The organism is Bacillus sp. Bwzl_19, from assembly GCF_054900515.1.
In genome coordinates this window covers 2,532,568-2,551,328 of sequence record NZ_CM142729.1, presented here as the reverse complement: position 1 = coordinate 2,551,328, position 18,761 = coordinate 2,532,568, and the positions used below count along the sequence as shown (strand labels likewise).

The window sequence follows — 18,761 nt, the reverse complement described above, 5'->3', positions numbered from 1 at the left end:
ATGAATTACGATCATATTTTAATCCGTTTTGGTGAAATATCCACAAAAGGAAAAAACAGACGCAGTTTTATAGAAAGATTAAAACAGAATATCCGCCTGGTATTAAAGGATTATAAAAAAGTAAAATACTTTTCCAACCGGGACCGGATGTCAATTACTCTTAATGGAGAAAACCCGGAGGAAATATGTTCCTTATTAAAGAATATATTCGGCATTCAGAGCTTCAGTCTCGCAATTAAATGCGAAAGTAAGCTGGAAGACATTAAAAAAACGGCATTAGCCGCGATGGAAGGCCAATATACACCGGGAAATACTTTTAAGGTCGCGACCAAACGGGCTTACAAGCAGTTTGAGTTAGATACGAACGCAATGAACGCTGAGATCGGCGGCCACATTTTGAAAAACACGGAAGGATTAACCGTCGATGTGAAGAATCCCGATATTCCGCTTCGGATTGAAATCAGGGAGGAAGCGACATTCCTGACCATTCGTGATGAAAAAGGCGCCGGAGGTCTTCCCGTCGGTTCTGCGGGTAAAGCGATGCTGATGCTTTCCGGCGGTTTTGACAGTCCGGTCGCCGGGTTTTACGCGATGAAACGGGGATTATCAGTGGAAGCCGTGCATTTCTTCAGTCCGCCGTATACGAGCGAACGGGCAAAGCAGAAAGTCATAGATCTTGCGGGATGCCTTGCAAGGTTCGGAGGCAGTATGACGCTTCATATCGTGCCGTTTACAAAAACGCAGGAACTCATCCAAAAACAAATTCCGGAAAACTATACGATGACGGCGACGCGGCGTCTCATGCTGCAAATCGCAGACAGAATCAGAGAAGAACGAAAAGCGCTCGCGATCATTACGGGGGAAAGCCTCGGCCAAGTGGCGAGCCAGACGCTTGAAAGCATGTATGCGATCAATGCCGTGACGGCAACACCGATTTTGCGCCCTTTAATCGGAATGGACAAAACAGAAATTATCGAGAAATCAAAAGAAATCGGCACTTATGAAACAAGCATTCAGCCGTTTGAGGACTGCTGCACCATCTTTACGCCGCCAAGTCCGAAAACACGCCCGAAAAAAGAAAAAATCGAGCACTTCGAAAGCTTTGTTGACTTTGAACCGCTGATTGCAGAGGCGGCTGCCGGCATCGAAACGATAACTGTTTACTCAGAACAAGAAGCTCACGATAAATTCGCGGACCTGTTTTAGAACTGTATACAATTACCAAAGTTTTTTTGAATGAGGACATGTGTTTTATCACATTCTATACTCACAAGGAGGTGATACACATGTCACAACAATCAAACAGCGGAAACAGCAACCAGCTTTTAGTGCCAGGAGCTGCTCAAGCTATCGACCAAATGAAGTATGAAATCGCTTCTGAATTCGGTGTAAACCTTGGACCGGAAACAACTTCTCGCGCCAACGGTTCTGTCGGTGGAGAAATCACAAAACGTCTTGTTTCTTTTGCTCAGCAAAGCATGGGCGGAAGCAACCAGCAACAGTTTTAATCACAACTTCACATAATGGCTAAGAGAGCGGGGAATTCCCCGCTCTTTTTTCATGAATAAAGATAGAAGGCGGGAAGCAATTTATGCATATCTTTATTGTAACGTCCTATGTTTATGTATAATGGGGAAAGAAAGTGAGGAGTTGTTCGTGTTAAAACGAGAAGATTTAATCGCCCCAAAGAACTATAACCTTGTGAATGAAATCGAAAAGTTCAGCCGTTCCAAAGAGAAGAACGCGCTTATTTGGGAGGATCAAACAGGCAGCAAGAAAGTCTGGACGTATGAAAAACTGATGGAAGAAACGAATAAAATCGGAGCCCGCCTGAAAGGTTTCGGGTTTGAAAAAGGCGATAAGCTGATTGTCATGGTTCCTAGAGTGCTTGAAGCGTATGCCGTTTATTTAGCGATCTTAAAAGCGGGGATGGTCGTCATTCCTTGCTCGGAGATGCTTCGTGCTAAAGATCTTGAATACCGGATCAAACACGCCGATGTTAAGGGCGTTATCGTTTATCCTTCATTTATAAACGCGTTTGACGAGGTGAACACCGATCAGCTCGTGACATTGTCTATTGGTGAAAATGATGCCGGCTGGAAAAACCTCTTAACCATTGAAGCGGACGGAGACAGTTTTCAAACAGCAGATACAACAAGAGAGGATATGGCATTTTTATCCTATACTTCAGGCACGACCGGCCAGCCTAAAGGCGTTGTACATACACACGGATGGGCCTTTGCCCATTTAAAAACATCCGCCGGCGCATGGCTGGATATTTCTGAAGACGATACGGTCTGGGCCACCGCGGCGCCCGGCTGGCAGAAATGGGTGTGGAGCCCGCTGCTTGCCGTTCTGGGAAGCGGCGCAACAGGCTTCATTTATCACGGCAGGTTCGACGCCAAAACGTATTTAGAACTGCTTGAGCGCCATCAGATTAATGTCTTCTGCTGTACGCCGACTGAATACCGCCTGATGGCAAAGGTGGAGGAATTGGACAAATATGATCTTTCTGCTCTGCACAGCGCAGTTTCTGCGGGTGAGCCGTTAAACCGGGAAGTCATTGACGTATTCCAGAAACATTTCGGCATTAAAGTGAGAGACGGCTACGGCCAAACGGAGAGCACCCTGTTAGTCGGCGTCCTGAAGAATATGGATATTAAGCCGGGCAGCATGGGGAAACCGACACCGGGAAATCAAGTTGAAATTATAAACGATGAAGGCGAAGTATGCGAAACAGGCGAAACGGGTGATATCGCCGTGCACTTGAGCACACCGGCCTTATTCAAGGAATATTATAAAGACCCTGAAAGAACGAAAAAGCAGATTCGCGGAGATTACTTTCTTACCGGCGATCGCGCGAAAAAGGATGAGGACGGCTATTTTTGGTTTGAAAGCCGCAATGATGACATTATCGTCAGCTCCGGATATACAATCGGGCCTTTTGAAGTAGAAGACGCGCTCGTGAAGCATCCGGAAGTGAAAGAATGCGCCGTCGTGGCGAGTCCGGACGAAATCAGAGGTTCAATCGTAAAAGCCTATGTCGTTTTGCAAAACGATGAAAAGCGCAGTGACGGACTTGTCAAAGAACTGCAAAACCACGTAAAAACGATTACGGCGCCTTACAAATATCCGAGAGAAATTGAATTTGTCGAAAGTCTGCCGAAAACGGCGTCTGCAAAAATCAGACGGGTGGAGCTGAGACAGCGCGAAGAACGGCTGAAGGCGGATAAAAAAGCATAATATAAAAAAAGGGTGAGCGGGGATGAAAGCGATTTGGCACGGCGGCACCATTTATACAATGCTTGAGGAGAACCATGTCACTGAAGCCGTTTATACTGAAGGCGGCGTCATCAGACAGACGGGCAGCTTTCAGGAGCTCCGTGAAACATACGGTTCGCCTGATACGGAGGAAATCGATTTACATGGAGCAGTCATGTTTCCCGGGTTTACGGACAGTCATATGCATTTAATCGGACACGGTGAAAAACAGCTTCGCCTTGATTTGTCGCAGCTGACATCAAAAGAAGCAATACTGCAAGCCGTTAAAGAAGCAGAGCGTGAATTGGAAGATGGTGAATGGCTGATCGGCGAAGGCTGGGATGAAAATCTGTTTGAGCGGCCGGTTTACGTAACGAAGCATGACCTTGACCCGCTCTTTCCCGACCGTCCCGTCCTGCTGAAGCGGGTATGCAGGCACGCCGTTGCGGTCAATTCGGCCGCATTGCGAGCTGCTGGGATTACAAACGAAACACCTGATCCAAACGGCGGGATTATCGCCCGGGACAGCGCCGGTCCGACAGGCCTTCTGCTGGATAAAGCCCAAGAGCTTGTGACACAGGCTCTTCCGCCCGTCTCACTTCACTATGTCAAACGCGCTCTTCAAACGGCGGTCACGGACTGCTGGTCAAAAGGCCTGACCGGCGGGCATTCAGAGGATCTGGCATACTACGGAGACGCGTCCGTTCCCGTTGCCGCGTACGAGTCAATAACCGGCAGCGGCCTTTTTCCTTTTCGCGCCCATCTGCTCGTTCATCACGAAGCCGTCGACAGGTGGAGCACTCTGGACAAGTCGACCGGCCCGTATCTGGAATACGGAGCGATGAAAATCTTTGCAGACGGCGCGCTCGGCGGCAGAACAGCCCTATTGAAACAGCCTTATCATGATGATCCGTCTGTTTCCGGCGTTCAGGTGCATGATGACAAAACACTTGCCTCTCTTGTTTCTAAAGCGAGAGAGAAAGGGATGGAAATCGCCGTGCACGCGATTGGCGACCTCGCATTTGAAAAGGTGCTGGATGTTATCGAAAGATATCCGGCAAAGCCCGGACAGCTTGACAGGCTCATTCATGCGCAGGTTTTAGATGACGGTCTGATTGAAAGAGCCGCCCGGCTTCCGATCGGCCTTGATCTTCAGCCGCATTTTGTCGCCAGTGATTTTCCGTGGGTGATTGACCGGCTCGGCGAAGAGCGGATGAAAACGGCTTTTGCCTGGAAAACACTGCTGTCAAAAGGGCTGCTGTGCGCCGGAGGTTCAGATGCCCCGATAGAACCGGCCGATCCGCTTCTGGGCATTCAATCGGCTGTGCTCCGTACTAGCAAGCAGCACCCTGAAGGTCCGGCCTATTATGAAAAAGAGTGTCTGACCGTGTACGAAGCCATTCAGCTTTACACGGAGGGAAGCGCGGCAATCATCCATAAAGAACATAGCCGCGGACGGATAGCCCCCGGCTATGATGCCGACTTTACCATTCTCAGTGGTGATCCGTTTAAAATGGACCCGAAAAGTCTTCATAAACTGGAAGCTGTCAAAACCGTCGTCGGCGGCCGTATTGTATATGAAAAAGAGGACAGGCGTTAATGCCCGTCCTCTTTTTTTATGATAAAAATGAGCGCTTTACTTTTTCCCAGAAAGAGTTGTCTTTCAGTTTCACCGTCTTGATCTTTTTATCGGAAAGTGTAATCTCAACTTTTTTGACATTCCGCGTGCTGAGCGCTTCATTATCAAGTCCGATAATCGGATGCTCATTGCCGTCCTGCACCACTTGCAGTGTCAGCTTCCTGTCCGAGCTTAAAATAAACGGAGATCCGAGTGTTCGATATGTGTTGTTGTTCAAAGAGGCCAGTTCGGATACCTGCATGCAGGAAATCAAAGGATCGACAACCGCGCCTGATACGGATTTATTGTAGGCTGTGCTGCCTGTCGGGGTGGAAATGATCATGCCGTCTCCCCTGAATGTTTCAAAGTGAAGATCATCAATTAACACATCCATCACAAACGTTTTAATAATGCTTGAACGGATGGAAACCTCGTTTAAACAGTGAAAATGATTGCTGCCGTCCACCGTTACGTGAATAAGAGGGTATTTTCTGACCTCAAGCTGTTCCGCGGTCATGCTGTCCGCCATTTTTTCAGGCTCATCGCTGTGAAAATCACAGTACAAATGGGCTTTTCCTTTTTTAGCGATGCCGACATACAGGCAGTCGTCACGGAATCCGGTTTTTCTGACGGCCTGCAGAAATGAGCCGTCGCTGCCGATGCTGGCGATAATCCCCGCATCCTCCGGGTGAGCCGCAACTGTAAAACCGTGCGATTCAGCCAATTGCATAAGAGAGCTGACTTGTTCTTTTGTTTCGTTGTCTTGTTTGTGAAAAAAATAAACATTGCGGCGAAGATCGGTCATATCTCCATTCCCCTTTGCTGTCATATTTACGTTTTTCTCCCATCAGGTATTGTGTTAAAATACCTGTGGCAATAGTGTAACATGTTTCCTGTTTATCCGTTAAGTGAAAGCGCTTCATGAAAAAAATGAATCTTTTTTTACGGGGGAACGTACGAATATTGACAGAAAAGGAGGCAGAACAGAATGAATGCAAAAAGATGGATTGCGCTCGTCATCGCCATCGGCATTTTCGGCGTATCAGTAATCGCAAGTGTGACCGTCGGGGTGCTGAAAAATGTCGGAGATACAGGGGGTGGCTTTGCCTCGCTGACAGATGACTCAGAGGAAGTGACGCTTGATGAGGGCAGCCCCGGCAGTAAAATCGCCGTGCTTGAAGTGGACGGCACGATCGAGGACAGCGGCGAGTCCGCAGGCCTGCTCAGCTCAGGCGGGTATGATCACAGATCGTTCTTAAAACATATTGAGCGTGCGAAAGAAGATAAAAACGTCAAAGGAATTGTCCTGAAAATCAATTCCCCTGGCGGAGGCGTATACGAAAGCGCGGAAATACATAAAAAACTGGAAGAACTAAAGAAAGAAACGAAGAAACCGATATACGTATCCATGGGCTCCATGGCGGCATCGGGAGGCTACTATATCTCAACCGCCGCCGATAAGATCTATGCTTCACCGGAAACGCTCACAGGCTCACTCGGCGTCATTATGGAAAGCGTCAATTACTCTAAGCTTGCCGATGAACTCGGCATCAAATTTGAAACGATTAAAAGCGGCGCGCATAAAGACATCATGTCTCCGACCCGCGACATGACGAAGGAAGAAAGAAAGATCATGCAGACGATGGTCAACGATTCTTATGAAGGATTTGTCAATGTCATTTCAAAAGGGCGGCACATGTCAAAAGCTGATGTGAAAAAAATTGCCGACGGCCGTGTCTATGACGGCAGACAGGCTAAAAAAATCGGCCTTGTTGATGAACTCGGTTTTTACGATGATACGATCAGCGCGATGAAAAAGGATCATAAAAATATGAAAAACGCTTCAGTCATCACATACGAAGAAGGATTCGGATTAGGCTCGCTCTTTTCGATGAGCGCAGCGAAAATGTTTAAAAGCGAAATTGATTTTCTGAATATGAAAGAGCTTATTTCGCAATCCGGTTCGCCGCGGATGATGTATCTCTATGCAAAGTAGGGGGGAAGAAAGAATGGACGCGATTTACGAAGGCTTTCAAGGCAAAGAAGAGGAAGCCGCACAACAGGAGGCGCTCGAGCCGGCATACGCGGGCTTTTGGATCAGATTTTGGGCGTTTCTTCTCGATTGGCTGGTGATCTGGGGACTTAACCATCTCATCGTTTCACCGGTTTTCACGCTGATGAATCTCCCGAAAACAAGCGGAATGTTTACAATCTCAGTCTATTCCGTCACAACCCTGATCGTCTACCTCGCCTATTTTGTGTTCATGACAAAATGGTTTCATCAGACACTCGGCAAAATGGTTTTCGGGTTAAAGGTCACTCCTTTGGCGCCCGGAAAGCCGCTGACATGGGGCACCGTCATTTTCAGAGAAGCGGTGGGGCGTTATATCGATAAAATCTGGATTCTTTACATCGTCATTGCGTTTACGCCCAAAAAGCAGGGAATTCACGATCTGATTGCTGACACCACGGTGATTCACGAAGCGCTGTACCGTAAATAAAAAGCAGTAAACCCGGAGAAACGTCCGGGTTTATTTTTTTTGGATTTGGCGATAATGCAGCTAAGGAAGTGAAGCTTATGGGATATGCCGCAGCAGCTGTTATTCTCATTCTCATTTTGGCCTGGCTGCTCATGAGGATGAAAATCCATCTGACTTTCGAATATCTGCATGATAAAGATAACGACAAAATGACGTTTAAACTCTCGGCCTTATACGGGCTGATCCGTATAAAAAAAACGTGGCCCGTCATTAAAATAAACAGCGAAGATGCGTCAATTGATGTTAAACAGGACACGAAATCCGAAATGAAAGGCCAGCAGAAAAAGAAGAAAAAAATCACATTTGAAGATGTCAAACAGACCATTGACAGAATAGAAATGATTCTGCAACAGGTCGTCAGGATGCGCCAAATCGGTGCTTCGTTTCTTGCGGGAGTCCGTGTGACGAAGTTCGAATGGGTGACGGTTATCGGAATAAAGGACGCTGCCGTTACGGGAATCGCCGCCGGAGGCGTGTGGGCCGTAAAGGGGGGCCTTACGGCGATGCTGTACGACCATCTGCGTTTTATACATAAACCGGTGTGCGAAGTCATTCCGTCTTTTCAAGTGCCTGCTTCCAAGACGCATTTGCAGTGTATATTCTTTTTTCGTTTTGGACATCTTATAGGTGCAGCTTTCAAATTGCTCAAATACGGGCGGAACGGACTTTCTATCATACGAAAGAAACAGCCGGTTCCGGTTGCTTCAAAGAATGATTCATCAGTTTAAGGAGGAGCGCATATGGCAGACCATCCCATTCAAGGTTTAATGAAAACCGCTATGGAAAATTTAAAAGAAATGATTGACGTAAATACAATCATCGGCGATCCGGTTGAAACGCCTGACGGCAGCGTAATCTTAACGGTATCAAAAGTCGGCTTCGGATTTGCGGCGGGCGGAAGCGAGTTTGGAGGAAAGCCGGCTGAAAAAAGAACCGAGGACGATGAAAGAAAAGAGCAGAAGCTCCCGTTCGGCGGCGGAAGCGGCGGCGGAGTATCCATTACGCCGATTGCGTTTCTGATTGTCGGAACAAACGGCGTGCGTATGCTTCATTTAGACGAAAACACCCATCTGATTGATAAATTGTTAGACTCCGCGCCTCAAACGATTGAACGCATCCAGCATATGTTTAAAAAGAATGAAAAAGGCCGGAACCAAAAAAGAACGGATATCGATTTATAAGAGAAAAGTTAACTGCCGCCCGCAGTTAGCTTTTTTTACGATGCGGCATAACCTTTGCAGTTTGCCTGAAACTCGACTATGATAGAGCTATACATAGATAAGGGAGGAATCAGAATGGCTGAAATTACATTTAAAGGCGGAGCCGTGACGCTGATCGGACAAGAAGTGAAACCGGGTGACCAAGCTCCTGACTTTACGGTTTTGACAAACGGATTAGAAGAGAAGACATTAGCAGATATGAAAGGAAAAGTAACGATCATATCTGTTATTCCTTCCATTGACACAGGCGTATGTGATGCACAGACGCGCCGCTTCAACGAAGAAGCAGCAAAACTCGGTGATGTGAACGTTTATACAATCAGTGCCGACCTCCCGTTTGCACAAGCGCGCTGGTGCGGAGCGAACGGAATTGATAAAGTTGAAACATTATCGGATCATAAAGAGATGTCATTTGGTGAAGCATTCGGTGTTTACATCAAAGAACTTCGTCTTTTGGCACGTTCCGTTTTCGTTCTCGACCAAGACGGAAAAGTCGTTTACGCTGAATATGTAAGTGAAGCGACAAACCACCCGAATTATGAAAAGCCTATCGAAGCTGCAAAAGCGTTAATCAAGTAAAGAGTGAGAAAGAGCTCCGGGTGCTGCCGCGGAGCTCTTTTCATGGCAAGGAGGAAACAGTATGCAACACGACCATGTCGGTCAGATTTATGAACTTTTAGATGAAGCCGCCAAAGTGATAGCAGAAGGCCTTCAGCTGTCCTATATTGAGGGGCTTGCGGAAGCGGGAGAGATGTATTTTCTCGAAACGGCCGAACAGCTGCCGCTTCAGGAAAAGCAAACCGGCGAGCTTAAAAGCCTGCTTGCGAAAGCAGACTTCAAAAAATGGGAGCATGAATGGATCCGCAAGGCGTTCCAGCTCGCCATTTTAAAAGGGCTGAAAGATAAATCCCATCCGAACAGACAGATGACGCCTGATACGATCGGCCTTTTCATCAGTTACCTCGTGAATAAATTTACGGGCAGCCAAAAAGGCCTGACATTGCTGGACCCCGCCTGCGGCACCGGAAATCTTCTGCTGACCGCGGCAAACCAGCTTTCTGACAAAGCGGCAAAAAGCTTCGGCATTGATATTGATGATGTCCTTCTGAAGATTGCTTATGCCCAAGCGAATCTGCAGGAAAAAGAAATGGAGCTGTTCTGCCAGGACAGTCTTCAGCCGTTATTTATCGAACAGGCTGATGCGGTCATCTGCGATCTGCCGGTCGGCTACTATCCGAATGACGAAGGCGCTGAAGCGTTTGAGCTGAAAGCAGATGAAGGCCACTCATTTGCCCACCACTTATTTATTGAGCAGAGCGTCAAGCATACAAAACCGGGCGGATACTTATTTTTTATGATCCCGAATCATTTGTTTGACAGCGCCCAAAGCGATAAACTGAAGCAGTTTTTGGCGGAAAAAGTGTATATTAACGCTCTTCTTCAGCTGCCGGCTACTCTGTTTAAAGACGAAGCGCAGGCAAAGAGCATTTTAATTTTGCAGAAAAAAGGCGGAGACGCAAACCCGCCGAAACAAACGCTTTTGGCGAATCTTCCTTCCTTCGCGAACCAGCAGGCGATGCGGGAGATGATGGCAAAATTGGATCAATGGATTCAAAAAGAAAAATAATGGCCGAACAGGCAGCGCGTGACCCAGAATCCGCGCTGCCTTTTTGCTGTTTAAAATGAATGGAAATCAGGGAAATAACACAAATTAAGGAAAGAAAATAAAATTCCGTAAGTCCGTGCCGTCCATTTGGCACAAGAAGAATTTATCAGAAAATAACGACTTCATATTGTAAGCGGTACCAATATGGATGTTGACTTGAAATGCTGAGTTGACAATGTTTAAATGGAAAAGTCAGATATTTTTTGGACTGCAGTTACGGTCTGGGAAAAAAGAACGAAACAAACGAAGAAGAATTTTGATAGGAGCGTCATTTATGTCTAAAATTATTGCAATTAACGCAGGAAGCTCATCTTTAAAATTTCAGTTATTCGAAATGCCTTCAGAAAAGGTGCTAACAAAAGGTTTAGTAGAACGGATCGGTATCGCCGACAGCGTTTTCACTATCTCTGTTAACGGCGAAAAAAATACAGAAGTCACAGATATTCCGGATCACGCGGTTGCGGTGAAGATGCTGCTTCACAAGCTGACTGAATTCGGTATTATAAAGGATTTAAATGAAATTGACGGAATCGGCCACCGTGTTGTGCACGGCGGAGAAAAATTCAGCGATTCTGTTTTGCTTACAGATGAAACAATCAGTGAGATTGAAGAGATTTCAGAACTTGCGCCGCTTCACAACCCGGCAAACATCGTCGGCATTAAAGCCTTTAAAGAAGTGCTTCCGAATGTGCCTGCGGTTGCAGTGTTTGATACGGCGTTCCACCAAACGATGCCTGAGCAATCTTATCTGTACAGCCTTCCGTATGAATACTACGAGAAATACGGCATTCGCAAATACGGTTTCCACGGCACGTCTCATAAATACGTGACAGAGCGCGCAGCTGAGCTTCTCGGCCGTCCGCTTGAAGATTTGCGCCTGATTTCCTGCCACTTGGGTAACGGAGCAAGTATCGCAGCCGTTGAAGGCGGAAAATCCATTGATACGTCAATGGGCTTCACCCCGCTTGCGGGTGTGGCGATGGGAACACGTTCAGGAAACATCGACCCTGCCTTGATTCCGTATATTATGGAAAAAACAGATCAGACGGCGGATGAAGTATTAAATACATTAAATAAGAAGAGCGGACTGCTTGGCATATCCGGCTTCTCAAGCGACCTTCGCGATATTGTAGAAGCTACAAAAGAAGGCAACGAAAGAGCGGAAACGGCTCTTGAAGTGTTCGCAAGCAGAATCCATAAATACATTGGTTCTTACGCGGCGAGAATGAGCGGCGTTGACGCCATTATTTTCACGGCCGGTATCGGTGAAAACAGCGTTGAAGTCAGAGAACGCGTACTTCGCGGCTTAGAATTCATGGGTGTTTATTGGGATCCTGCGCTGAACAACGTGCGCGGCGAGGAAGCGTTTATCAGCTATCCTCACTCTCCTGTCAAAGTCATCATCATTCCGACTGATGAAGAGGTCATGATCGCACGCGACGTTGTCCGCCTTGCACAGTAATAATCGAAAGAAAGCACATCCCAAGGGGTGTGCTTTTTTATTGAATGCCGCACAATCAAACGTTACGATATGTTTATTACATAAATGATGAGGTGAAACAATGAGTGTGCATGAACATAAACAAGAAGCACCGTCAGCGGTTCGCTGCAAGGTGATCACGGTCAGCGACACGAGAACGAAAGAAACCGATAAAAGCGGACGCGTCATGATGGATTTCATCAGGGAAGCTGGATTTGAAACGGTCGCTTATGACATTGTGAAAGATGAAAAAGATGAATTGCAGAAAGCCGTTTTATCCGGCTGTATGGATGAATATACAGATGCGGTGCTGTTAAACGGAGGGACGGGCATTGCCGAAAGGGATGTCACGATTGAAGCGGTCACGCCGCTGTTTTCAAAAGAGCTCCCGGGATTCGGCGAGCTGTTCCGCATGCTGAGCTATACAGAGGACATCGGTTCCGCCGCCATTTTGTCCAGAGCCGCGGCGGGTGTAATCCAAAATACCGCGGTCTTCTGCACACCGGGCTCCTCAGGCGCCGTCAGGCTTGCAATGAGTAAACTGATTATTCCTGAACTGCCTCATGTGCTCCGGGAAATCCGAAAAGATTTATAAACGTATAAAAAGGCTCTGCTCCGCTCAAAAAATTGGGTGGAGTTTTTTTTATAAAAGGCTTGAAAAAACAAAAGTTACTTGTTACAGTGTATACATACAAAATGCATTTTTATTAATTAAAACTAATTTTTATACAAAGGGAGCTTTTAACATGGCAGAACAAAAAAAGGTTGTATTGGCATACTCAGGAGGACTTGATACTTCTGTAGCGATAAAATGGCTGCAAGAGCAGGGGTACGATGTTGTTGCCTGCTGCTTAGACGTAGGTGAAGGAAAGGATTTGGCATTCGTTCAGCAAAAAGCGCTGGAAGTAGGCGCCGTGAACTCCTATGTGATTGATGCGAAAGAAGAATTCGCCCGGGAGTACGCGCTCATTTCTATGCAGGCTCATACAATGTATGAAGGCAAGTATCCGCTCGTATCTGCATTATCCCGTCCATTAATCGCGAAAAAACTCGTCGAAGTGGCGGAAAAAGAAAACGCGGTGGCCGTAGCGCACGGCTGCACGGGAAAAGGCAACGACCAGGTTCGTTTCGAAGTATCCATCAAATCATTAAACCCTGATCTGGAGGTCATCGCTCCGGTCCGTGAGTGGCAGTGGTCACGTGAAGAAGAAATCGAATATGCCGCAAGCCGAGGCATCCCGATTCCGATCAACCTTGACAGCCCATATTCCATCGACCAGAATCTGTGGGGCCGCGCCAATGAATGCGGTATATTAGAAGACCCGTGGGCGGCGCCTCCTGAAGGGGCATATGACCTGACAGCATCTCTTGAAAACACGCCGGACGTTCCTGAAATCATCGAAATCGCATTTGAAGCCGGTGTTCCGGTTTCAATCGACGGCGTATCCTACCCGCTTGCTGATTTAATTCTCAAGCTGAACGAGACTGCAGGAAAGCACGGAATCGGCCGGATTGACCATGTCGAAAACCGCCTGGTCGGCATTAAGTCCCGGGAAGTCTATGAGTGCCCGGGCGCAATGACTTTGATTACGGCTCACAAAGAGCTTGAGGATCTGACGTTGGTGAAAGAAGTGGCTCATTTCAAACCGGCAATTGAACAAAAACTGTCTGAAATCATTTATAACGGTTTATGGTTCTCACCGTTAAAAGACGCACTGCTTGCATTCCTGAAAGAAACCCAAAAACACGTCACCGGCGTTGTGCGCGTCAAGCTGTTTAAAGGCCATGCCATTGTAGAAGGACGTAAGTCGGAATATTCTCTCTATGATGAAAAACTTGCCACATATACAAAAGACGATGCTTTTGACCATCACGCGGCAATCGGCTTTATCGAGCTCTGGGGGCTGCCGACAAAAGTAAACAGCATTGTGAAAAAGAAGGAGCAGATTGAAGCATGAAAAAGCTTTGGGGAGGCCGTTTTCAAAAAACACCGGAAAAGTGGGTCGATGAGTTCGGCGCATCCATCACATTCGACCAAAACTTAGTCAAAGAGGATATTACAGGGTCTCTCGCTCATGCAGCAATGCTGAAAAAATGCGGCATTCTGACGGAAGAAGAAGAAAGCGCCATCCGTCAGGGCCTGCAGACCCTCCTGCAAAAAGCAGAGGAAGGAACGCTTGAATTCTCTGTTGATTATGAAGATATCCATTTGAATATTGAAAAAATGCTGATCGAAGAAATCGGACCGCTCGGCGGCAAGCTCCATACAGGGAGAAGCCGGAATGACCAGGTGGCGACCGACATGCATTTATATTTGAAAGACCATGTCTCGCATATCATCGTGCTGATTGAACAGTTTCAGAAAGCGCTGATCGAAAAAGCGGAGGCCAATGTCGAGACAATTCTGCCGGGGTACACCCATTTGCAGCGGGCCCAGCCGATTTCTTTCGCCCACCATCTGCTCGCCTATTTTTGGATGCTTGAACGGGATAAAGAGCGTTTCCGTGACGCCATGAAGCGGATAAATATATCGCCGCTCGGATGCGGGGCGCTTGCCGGAACTACGTTTCCGATAGACCGTAATTATTCGGCGGAGCTGCTCGGCTTTGATTCCATTTATGAGAACAGTCTTGACGGAGTCAGCGACAGAGATTTTATTCTCGAGTTTTTAAGCAGCAGCAGCATGCTCATGATGCACCTTTCACGTTTCTCAGAAGAAATCATCCTTTGGTGCTCGCAGGAATTCAGATTCATTGAACTGGATGATACGTACGCGACGGGAAGCAGCATGATGCCGCAAAAGAAAAATCCAGACATGGCGGAGCTGATCCGCGGGAAAACCGGTCGCGTATACGGCGATATGATGGGTCTTTTCACGATTATGAAAGGGCTCCCGCTCGCTTACAACAAAGACCTGCAGGAAGATAAAGAAGGCATGTTTGACACGGTGAAGACCGTTGAAGGAAGCCTTCAGATTTTCACGGGCATGATTGAGACAATGACCGTAAACAAAGACATCATGAAACAGGCGACAAAACAAGATTTTTCAAACGCCACCGAACTTGCCGATTATTTAGCCAAAAAAGGCATGCCGTTCAGAGAAGCGCATGAAGTGGTCGGCAAGCTTGTGTACAGCTGCATTGAAAAAGGAATTTATTTAAGTGATATGGCGTTTGCAGAATTCCTTCAAGCCAGCAGTCTCTTTGAAGAAGATATCTATACCGTGCTCGATCCGCATCACGCGGTTGAAAAAAGAATGAGCGCCGGCGGAACGGGTTTTCAGCAGGTAAAACAGGCACTTGTAAAAGCAAAAGCCTGCGCCGGCGTTTAATTTGCTAAAATTACCTTCATATTTTCCCGTCATATCAGACACCCTACATCTATAATGATGGGAGGTAGAAGGAATGCGCAAAGAACAAGACCGTTACATTTATGATGAAAAAGAAAGTGAAGAAACGGCCCGGCTCATCTCAGAGGCATATCAAAGCGGTTATATCGGCCTGGAGGAAGCCTCAGCCCCTTCAGAAAATTAAGCTGTCTGTAAAGACGGCTTTTTTTCGTGCGATTGAAGTGCAAAAAAGTGATATTGCCGCTTGTTTATAGTAAAGTAGAGGGAGAAACGACTTTATTCTATTGAAGCGGCAACGTTGCCTGGGGAGGGTATTCAATGTGCGACATGCTCTAATCACTGCCGGTACGAAGGGATTGGGCCGAAAAGTGACTGAAATGCTGCTGGAAAAAGGCTTTTCGGTCACAGTGAATTACAGACAGGACGAAGAAGCGGTCGCTTGTCTGAAGGCCGATTATCCCCGGTGCCATGACAGATTGCAATTCGTTAAGGGCGATGTAACCCGAAAAGAAGATCTCATGCGGATCGCCGATGCAGCCCTTCAGCGGTTTGGAAGGATTGACATACTGATTAACAATGCCGGGCCGTACATATTTGAGCGCAAAAAGCTTGCCGATTATTCCGATCACGAATGGTATGACATGCTTGAAGGGAATTTAAGCGCCGTTTTTCATCTGTTTAAAGCGGTTATCCCGGTAATGAGACAGCAGCGGTTCGGCCGGATTATTACATACGGCTTTCAAGGAGCTGACCATGCTCCGGGCTGGCTGCACCGTTCCGCTTTCGGAGCGGCTAAAGTCGGATTGGCTTCGCTAACCAAAACCATTGCGATTGAAGAAGCCGAATCAGGCATTACGGCCAACATGGTCTGCCCGGGTGATATTGTAGGAGATATGAAAGAAGCGTCTATAGAAGAAGCAAGACGGAAGATCGGCAAAGAAAACACGCCGATCGGCAGGTCCGGAACCGGAGAGGACATTGCGAGAATCATCGCCTTTTTATGTGAAGAAGATTCCGATCTTGTAACCGGAACGGTCATAGAAGCAACAGGCGGGCTGAATGTGATTAACAGGCATCAATCCCTGTAAGTTTTTTCGTTTGTCGAAAAGGGAACTTGATAAATATTAACTTTTTATGAGGTGAAAACGATGAAAGTGACTTATCACGGACATTCTGTCATTCATGTGGAAACGAAAACCCATAACATTATTTTCGATCCGTTTATTACCGGAAACAGCCTGACAAATCTGAAGCCGGAAGAAGTGAAAGCGGATGTCATCCTGCTTACTCACGGACACAATGACCATGTCGGAGATACAGAGCAGATCGCCAAACAAAACGATGCGCTCGTTATTGCGCCGAATGAGCTGGCCGTTTATCTCGGCTTTAAAGGTTTAAACGTCCACCCGATGCATATCGGCGGGGCGCGCCAATTTGATTTCGGCAAAGTGAAACTGACACAGGCATTCCACGGATCGGCAGTCACTGATGAAGAAAACAAAACCATCACATACACAGGGATGCCGGCAGGGATTTTATTGACGATTGACGGCAAAACGATTTTCCACGCCGGGGACACGGCGCTGTTCTCAGATATGAAACTGATCGGGGAACTGAATCACATTGACCTGGCGTTTCTGCCGATCGGTGATAACTTCACCATGGGCCCTGAAGATGCGAAACTCGCGGCTGAATGGCTGAGGGCGAAACAAGTCGTTCCCGTTCATTACAATACATTCCCTGTCATTGAACAGGACCCTGACGCTTTCGCCGAAAGTCTGCCCGGTGGCGTCGGCAAAGTCATGGCGGTCGGCGAGACCATTGAGCTTGCCTGACATAATGTCAAAGACCTTCTGAATCACGCATTCAGAAGGTCTTTTTGCGGTGCCGTCTTTTTTCGGGCGTCTCATTGCGAATGAATCCCCCGTGCCCTTATAATAAAAGCAGAAGACTGTCCTTAGAGGTGAAACGCTTGGCAACAAAGCATGAACAAATCCTATCATACATAGATTCGCTTCCTGTCGGTGAAAAAATTTCGGTCAGACGAATTGCGAAAGAAATGAAAGTCAGTGAAGGAACGGCTTACAGAGCCATTAAGGAAGCCGAAAATAAAGGGTTTGTTTCCACTATTGAACGTGTGGGAACGATCCGAATTGAGCAGAAGAAAAAAGAAAATATTGAAAAGCTGACATACGCCGAAGTCGTCAATGTGATAGACGGCCAGGTGCTCGGCGGAAAAGCCGGTCTGCATAAAACGTTGAACAAGTTTGTGATCGGCGCGATGGAGCTTGACGCGATGATGCGTTATACAGCGGCGGGGAACCTGTTAATCGTCGGGAACAGAATCAACGCTCACCGCCAGGCGCTTGAAGCGGGTGCGGCTGTTTTGGTAACCGGAGGGTTTAATACCGATGACAGCATTATCGAGCTGGCCGATATGCTTGAGCTTCCGATTCTCTCCACGAGCTATGATACCTTCACGGTAGCCGCAATGATCAACCGGGCGATTTATGATCAGCTCATAAAAAAAGAAATTGTGCTCGTGGAGGACATTTTGACGCCCGCAGATCGGACAGTGACGCTGTCTCCTAAGGATAAGCTGGAGAAATGGTACGAAAAAAACTATGAAACCGGACACGGACGCTTTCCGGTCATCGATCAGCAGATGAAAATCCACGGAATCCTCACATCGAAAGATATCGCCGGGCATGACCGATCAGTTCCGATTGAAAAAGTAATGACCAAAAACCCTGTCACGGTGATCGGGAAAACGTCTGTCGCCTCAGCGGCTCAAATGATGGTTTGGGAAGGAATCGAAGTGCTTCCGGTGACAGACGGGCACCACAGACTGATCGGGATGATCAGCCGCCAGGATGTCTTAAAAGCGCTTCAAATGGTTCAAAAGCAGCCTCAGGTCGGGGAGAAGCTTGATGATATCGTTTCAAGGGGATTTAAAGAAGAGGAAGATGATAAAACGCCGGCCGTTTATCAATATGAAGTCACGCCGCAGATGACCAATCAGCTCGGGACGATTTCTTACGGGGTGTTTACAACGATTTTAACCCAGGCCGCCAGCCGATTTTTACGTTCCCGCAAACGCGGCGAGCTGGTCATTGAAAGCATTACGATTTTCTTCTTAAAACCCGTTCAGATGGAATCGGTCATTGAAGTGAAACCGCGCATTTTAGAAGCGGGCCGGAAATTCGGGAAAATGGAAGTGGAAGTGTCAAGCCAAAGCGGCATCGTTTCAAAAGCGATGCTGATGGTGCAGCTGATGGAGAGAAGCTAAGGGACGCATCTCGGTCCCTTGACATTCATTATGCGTGGTCCCTCTCCGCTTCCTTTGCATGGATGGGTTCATAATGCTTATAGGCTTTATACCCGGCCCATGCGCTGCCTGCTCCGATTAAAATGAAAACGCCGCCGATGACAAGGGTGAGGACGGAGTGAAACAGAATCATTTGATTTACTCCGTACAAAAGCACCAGCGCGCCTAACGCCATACTTGATTTAGCCGAAAAGAATTCCTTCTCCAGCGCCCGTTTCGTCTGGATGCCTTTTACTTTGTAATACACGTAAAAGCAGGCAGAAAGCCCGATGAGAAAAACAAAAACCAGCATAAATGAA

The 18,761-nt window shown here is 47.2% G+C and carries 20 protein-coding genes; 18 read left to right on the top strand and 2 right to left on the bottom strand.

Features of this window, described 5'->3' with window-relative positions; genetic code table 11:
• The 4 genes from thiI (at position 1) to ACW5MY_RS13480 (ending at position 4,861) form a co-directional block, all read left to right on the top strand.
• On the top strand, positions 1-1,206 hold the full coding sequence (gene thiI / locus ACW5MY_RS13495) for a tRNA uracil 4-sulfurtransferase ThiI (protein WP_013353187.1): 1,206 nt from the start codon (positions 1-3) through the stop codon (positions 1,204-1,206).
• Positions 1,207-1,286: 80 nt separating this feature from the next.
• Positions 1,287-1,508, top strand: coding sequence for an alpha/beta-type small acid-soluble spore protein (locus ACW5MY_RS13490; RefSeq protein ID WP_013353186.1), 222 nt, complete (start codon positions 1,287-1,289; stop codon positions 1,506-1,508).
• 148 nt (positions 1,509-1,656) lie between these two features.
• On the top strand, positions 1,657-3,243 hold the full coding sequence (mbcS, locus tag ACW5MY_RS13485) for an acyl-CoA synthetase MbcS (RefSeq protein ID WP_014470820.1): 1,587 nt from the start codon (positions 1,657-1,659) through the stop codon (positions 3,241-3,243).
• Between the two features lie 22 nt (positions 3,244-3,265).
• The gene (locus ACW5MY_RS13480) at positions 3,266-4,861 is read left to right on the top strand and encodes an amidohydrolase (protein ID WP_013353184.1); all 1,596 of its coding nucleotides are present in this window, start codon (positions 3,266-3,268) and stop codon (positions 4,859-4,861) included.
• A 16-nt stretch (positions 4,862-4,877) separates the two neighbouring features.
• Here the strand turns inward: ACW5MY_RS13480 and ACW5MY_RS13475 are convergent, their stop codons facing one another.
• Positions 4,878-5,684, bottom strand: a complete 807-nt coding sequence (locus ACW5MY_RS13475) for an NAD kinase (RefSeq protein WP_014470819.1) — start codon at positions 5,682-5,684, stop codon at positions 4,878-4,880.
• A 183-nt stretch (positions 5,685-5,867) separates the two neighbouring features.
• On the opposite strand from ACW5MY_RS13475, the gene sppA reads away from it, so the two are divergent.
• The 14 genes from sppA (at position 5,868) to ACW5MY_RS13405 (ending at position 18,423) form a co-directional block, all read left to right on the top strand.
• The gene (sppA, locus tag ACW5MY_RS13470; protein WP_013353182.1) at positions 5,868-6,875 is read left to right on the top strand and encodes a signal peptide peptidase SppA; all 1,008 of its coding nucleotides are present in this window, start codon (positions 5,868-5,870) and stop codon (positions 6,873-6,875) included.
• 13 nt (positions 6,876-6,888) lie between these two features.
• Entirely contained in the window at positions 6,889-7,380 is a 492-nt protein-coding gene (locus ACW5MY_RS13465; RefSeq protein ID WP_013353181.1) for an RDD family protein, read from the top strand.
• 77 nt (positions 7,381-7,457) lie between these two features.
• On the top strand, positions 7,458-8,147 hold the full coding sequence (locus ACW5MY_RS13460) for a DUF2953 domain-containing protein (RefSeq protein WP_013353180.1): 690 nt from the start codon (positions 7,458-7,460) through the stop codon (positions 8,145-8,147).
• Positions 8,148-8,159: 12 nt separating this feature from the next.
• Positions 8,160-8,600 carry a GerW family sporulation protein gene (gene ytfJ, locus ACW5MY_RS13455; protein WP_013353179.1) on the top strand — a complete coding sequence of 147 codons (441 nt, stop codon included), beginning with the start codon at positions 8,160-8,162 and terminating at the stop codon, positions 8,598-8,600.
• A gap of 114 nt (positions 8,601-8,714) precedes the next feature.
• Positions 8,715-9,218 (top strand): thiol peroxidase, encoded by a 504-nt coding sequence (gene tpx, locus ACW5MY_RS13450; protein WP_007408050.1) that lies wholly within the window; start codon positions 8,715-8,717, stop codon positions 9,216-9,218.
• 61 nt (positions 9,219-9,279) lie between these two features.
• Positions 9,280-10,266 carry a class I SAM-dependent methyltransferase gene (locus tag ACW5MY_RS13445; protein ID WP_013353178.1) on the top strand — a complete coding sequence of 329 codons (987 nt, stop codon included), beginning with the start codon at positions 9,280-9,282 and terminating at the stop codon, positions 10,264-10,266.
• Between the two features lie 313 nt (positions 10,267-10,579).
• On the top strand, positions 10,580-11,767 hold the full coding sequence (locus tag ACW5MY_RS13440) for an acetate kinase (protein WP_013353177.1): 1,188 nt from the start codon (positions 10,580-10,582) through the stop codon (positions 11,765-11,767).
• Positions 11,768-11,867: 100 nt separating this feature from the next.
• Positions 11,868-12,380: a MogA/MoaB family molybdenum cofactor biosynthesis protein gene (locus tag ACW5MY_RS13435; RefSeq protein WP_013353176.1), complete on the top strand. Its 513-nt coding sequence runs from the start codon at positions 11,868-11,870 to the stop codon at positions 12,378-12,380.
• A 151-nt stretch (positions 12,381-12,531) separates the two neighbouring features.
• Positions 12,532-13,743 carry an argininosuccinate synthase gene (locus ACW5MY_RS13430; RefSeq protein ID WP_013353175.1) on the top strand — a complete coding sequence of 404 codons (1,212 nt, stop codon included), beginning with the start codon at positions 12,532-12,534 and terminating at the stop codon, positions 13,741-13,743.
• The gene (gene argH / locus ACW5MY_RS13425; RefSeq protein ID WP_013353174.1) at positions 13,740-15,116 is read left to right on the top strand and encodes an argininosuccinate lyase; all 1,377 of its coding nucleotides are present in this window, start codon (positions 13,740-13,742) and stop codon (positions 15,114-15,116) included. The genes ACW5MY_RS13430 and argH overlap by 4 nt, the downstream gene beginning before the upstream one ends.
• 73 nt (positions 15,117-15,189) lie before the next feature.
• Positions 15,190-15,318, top strand: a complete 129-nt coding sequence (locus tag ACW5MY_RS13420) for a hypothetical protein (protein ID WP_013353173.1) — start codon at positions 15,190-15,192, stop codon at positions 15,316-15,318.
• A 136-nt stretch (positions 15,319-15,454) separates the two neighbouring features.
• Positions 15,455-16,222, top strand: a complete 768-nt coding sequence (locus ACW5MY_RS13415; protein ID WP_013353172.1) for an SDR family oxidoreductase — start codon at positions 15,455-15,457, stop codon at positions 16,220-16,222.
• Between the two features lie 60 nt (positions 16,223-16,282).
• Entirely contained in the window at positions 16,283-16,969 is a 687-nt protein-coding gene (locus ACW5MY_RS13410) for a metal-dependent hydrolase (protein WP_013353171.1), read from the top strand.
• Positions 16,970-17,106: 137 nt separating this feature from the next.
• Positions 17,107-18,423, top strand: a complete 1,317-nt coding sequence (locus ACW5MY_RS13405) for a CBS domain-containing protein (protein ID WP_013353170.1) — start codon at positions 17,107-17,109, stop codon at positions 18,421-18,423.
• 28 nt (positions 18,424-18,451) lie between these two features.
• Here the strand turns inward: ACW5MY_RS13405 and ACW5MY_RS13400 are convergent, their stop codons facing one another.
• The gene (locus tag ACW5MY_RS13400) at positions 18,452-18,754 is read right to left on the bottom strand and encodes a YtpI family protein (RefSeq protein WP_013353169.1); all 303 of its coding nucleotides are present in this window, start codon (positions 18,752-18,754) and stop codon (positions 18,452-18,454) included.
• Between the last annotated feature and the right edge of the window lie 7 nt (positions 18,755-18,761).

Bases quoted from the DNA above. Each gene is read 5' to 3' on its own strand.
- tpx (WP_007408050.1), top strand. From the start codon at position 8,715: ATGGCTGAAATTACATTTAAAGGCGGAGCCGTGACGCTGATCGGACAA.
- ACW5MY_RS13490 (WP_013353186.1), top strand. From the start codon at position 1,287: ATGTCACAACAATCAAACAGCGGAAACAGCAACCAGCTTTTAGTGCCA.
- ytfJ (WP_013353179.1), top strand. From the start codon at position 8,160: ATGGCAGACCATCCCATTCAAGGTTTAATGAAAACCGCTATGGAAAAT.
- ACW5MY_RS13435 (WP_013353176.1), top strand. From the start codon at position 11,868: ATGAGTGTGCATGAACATAAACAAGAAGCACCGTCAGCGGTTCGCTGC.
- ACW5MY_RS13440 (WP_013353177.1), top strand. From the start codon at position 10,580: ATGTCTAAAATTATTGCAATTAACGCAGGAAGCTCATCTTTAAAATTT.
- ACW5MY_RS13410 (WP_013353171.1), top strand. From the start codon at position 16,283: ATGAAAGTGACTTATCACGGACATTCTGTCATTCATGTGGAAACGAAA.
- sppA (WP_013353182.1), top strand. From the start codon at position 5,868: ATGAATGCAAAAAGATGGATTGCGCTCGTCATCGCCATCGGCATTTTC.
- ACW5MY_RS13475 (WP_014470819.1), bottom strand. From the start codon at position 5,684: ATGACCGATCTTCGCCGCAATGTTTATTTTTTTCACAAACAAGACAAC.
- ACW5MY_RS13400 (WP_013353169.1), bottom strand. From the start codon at position 18,754: ATGCTGGTTTTTGTTTTTCTCATCGGGCTTTCTGCCTGCTTTTACGTG.
- argH (WP_013353174.1), top strand. From the start codon at position 13,740: ATGAAAAAGCTTTGGGGAGGCCGTTTTCAAAAAACACCGGAAAAGTGG.
- ACW5MY_RS13480 (WP_013353184.1), top strand. From the start codon at position 3,266: ATGAAAGCGATTTGGCACGGCGGCACCATTTATACAATGCTTGAGGAG.
- thiI (WP_013353187.1), top strand. From the start codon at position 1: ATGAATTACGATCATATTTTAATCCGTTTTGGTGAAATATCCACAAAA.
- ACW5MY_RS13460 (WP_013353180.1), top strand. From the start codon at position 7,458: ATGGGATATGCCGCAGCAGCTGTTATTCTCATTCTCATTTTGGCCTGG.
- ACW5MY_RS13445 (WP_013353178.1), top strand. From the start codon at position 9,280: ATGCAACACGACCATGTCGGTCAGATTTATGAACTTTTAGATGAAGCC.
- ACW5MY_RS13465 (WP_013353181.1), top strand. From the start codon at position 6,889: ATGGACGCGATTTACGAAGGCTTTCAAGGCAAAGAAGAGGAAGCCGCA.
- ACW5MY_RS13430 (WP_013353175.1), top strand. From the start codon at position 12,532: ATGGCAGAACAAAAAAAGGTTGTATTGGCATACTCAGGAGGACTTGAT.
- ACW5MY_RS13420 (WP_013353173.1), top strand. From the start codon at position 15,190: ATGCGCAAAGAACAAGACCGTTACATTTATGATGAAAAAGAAAGTGAA.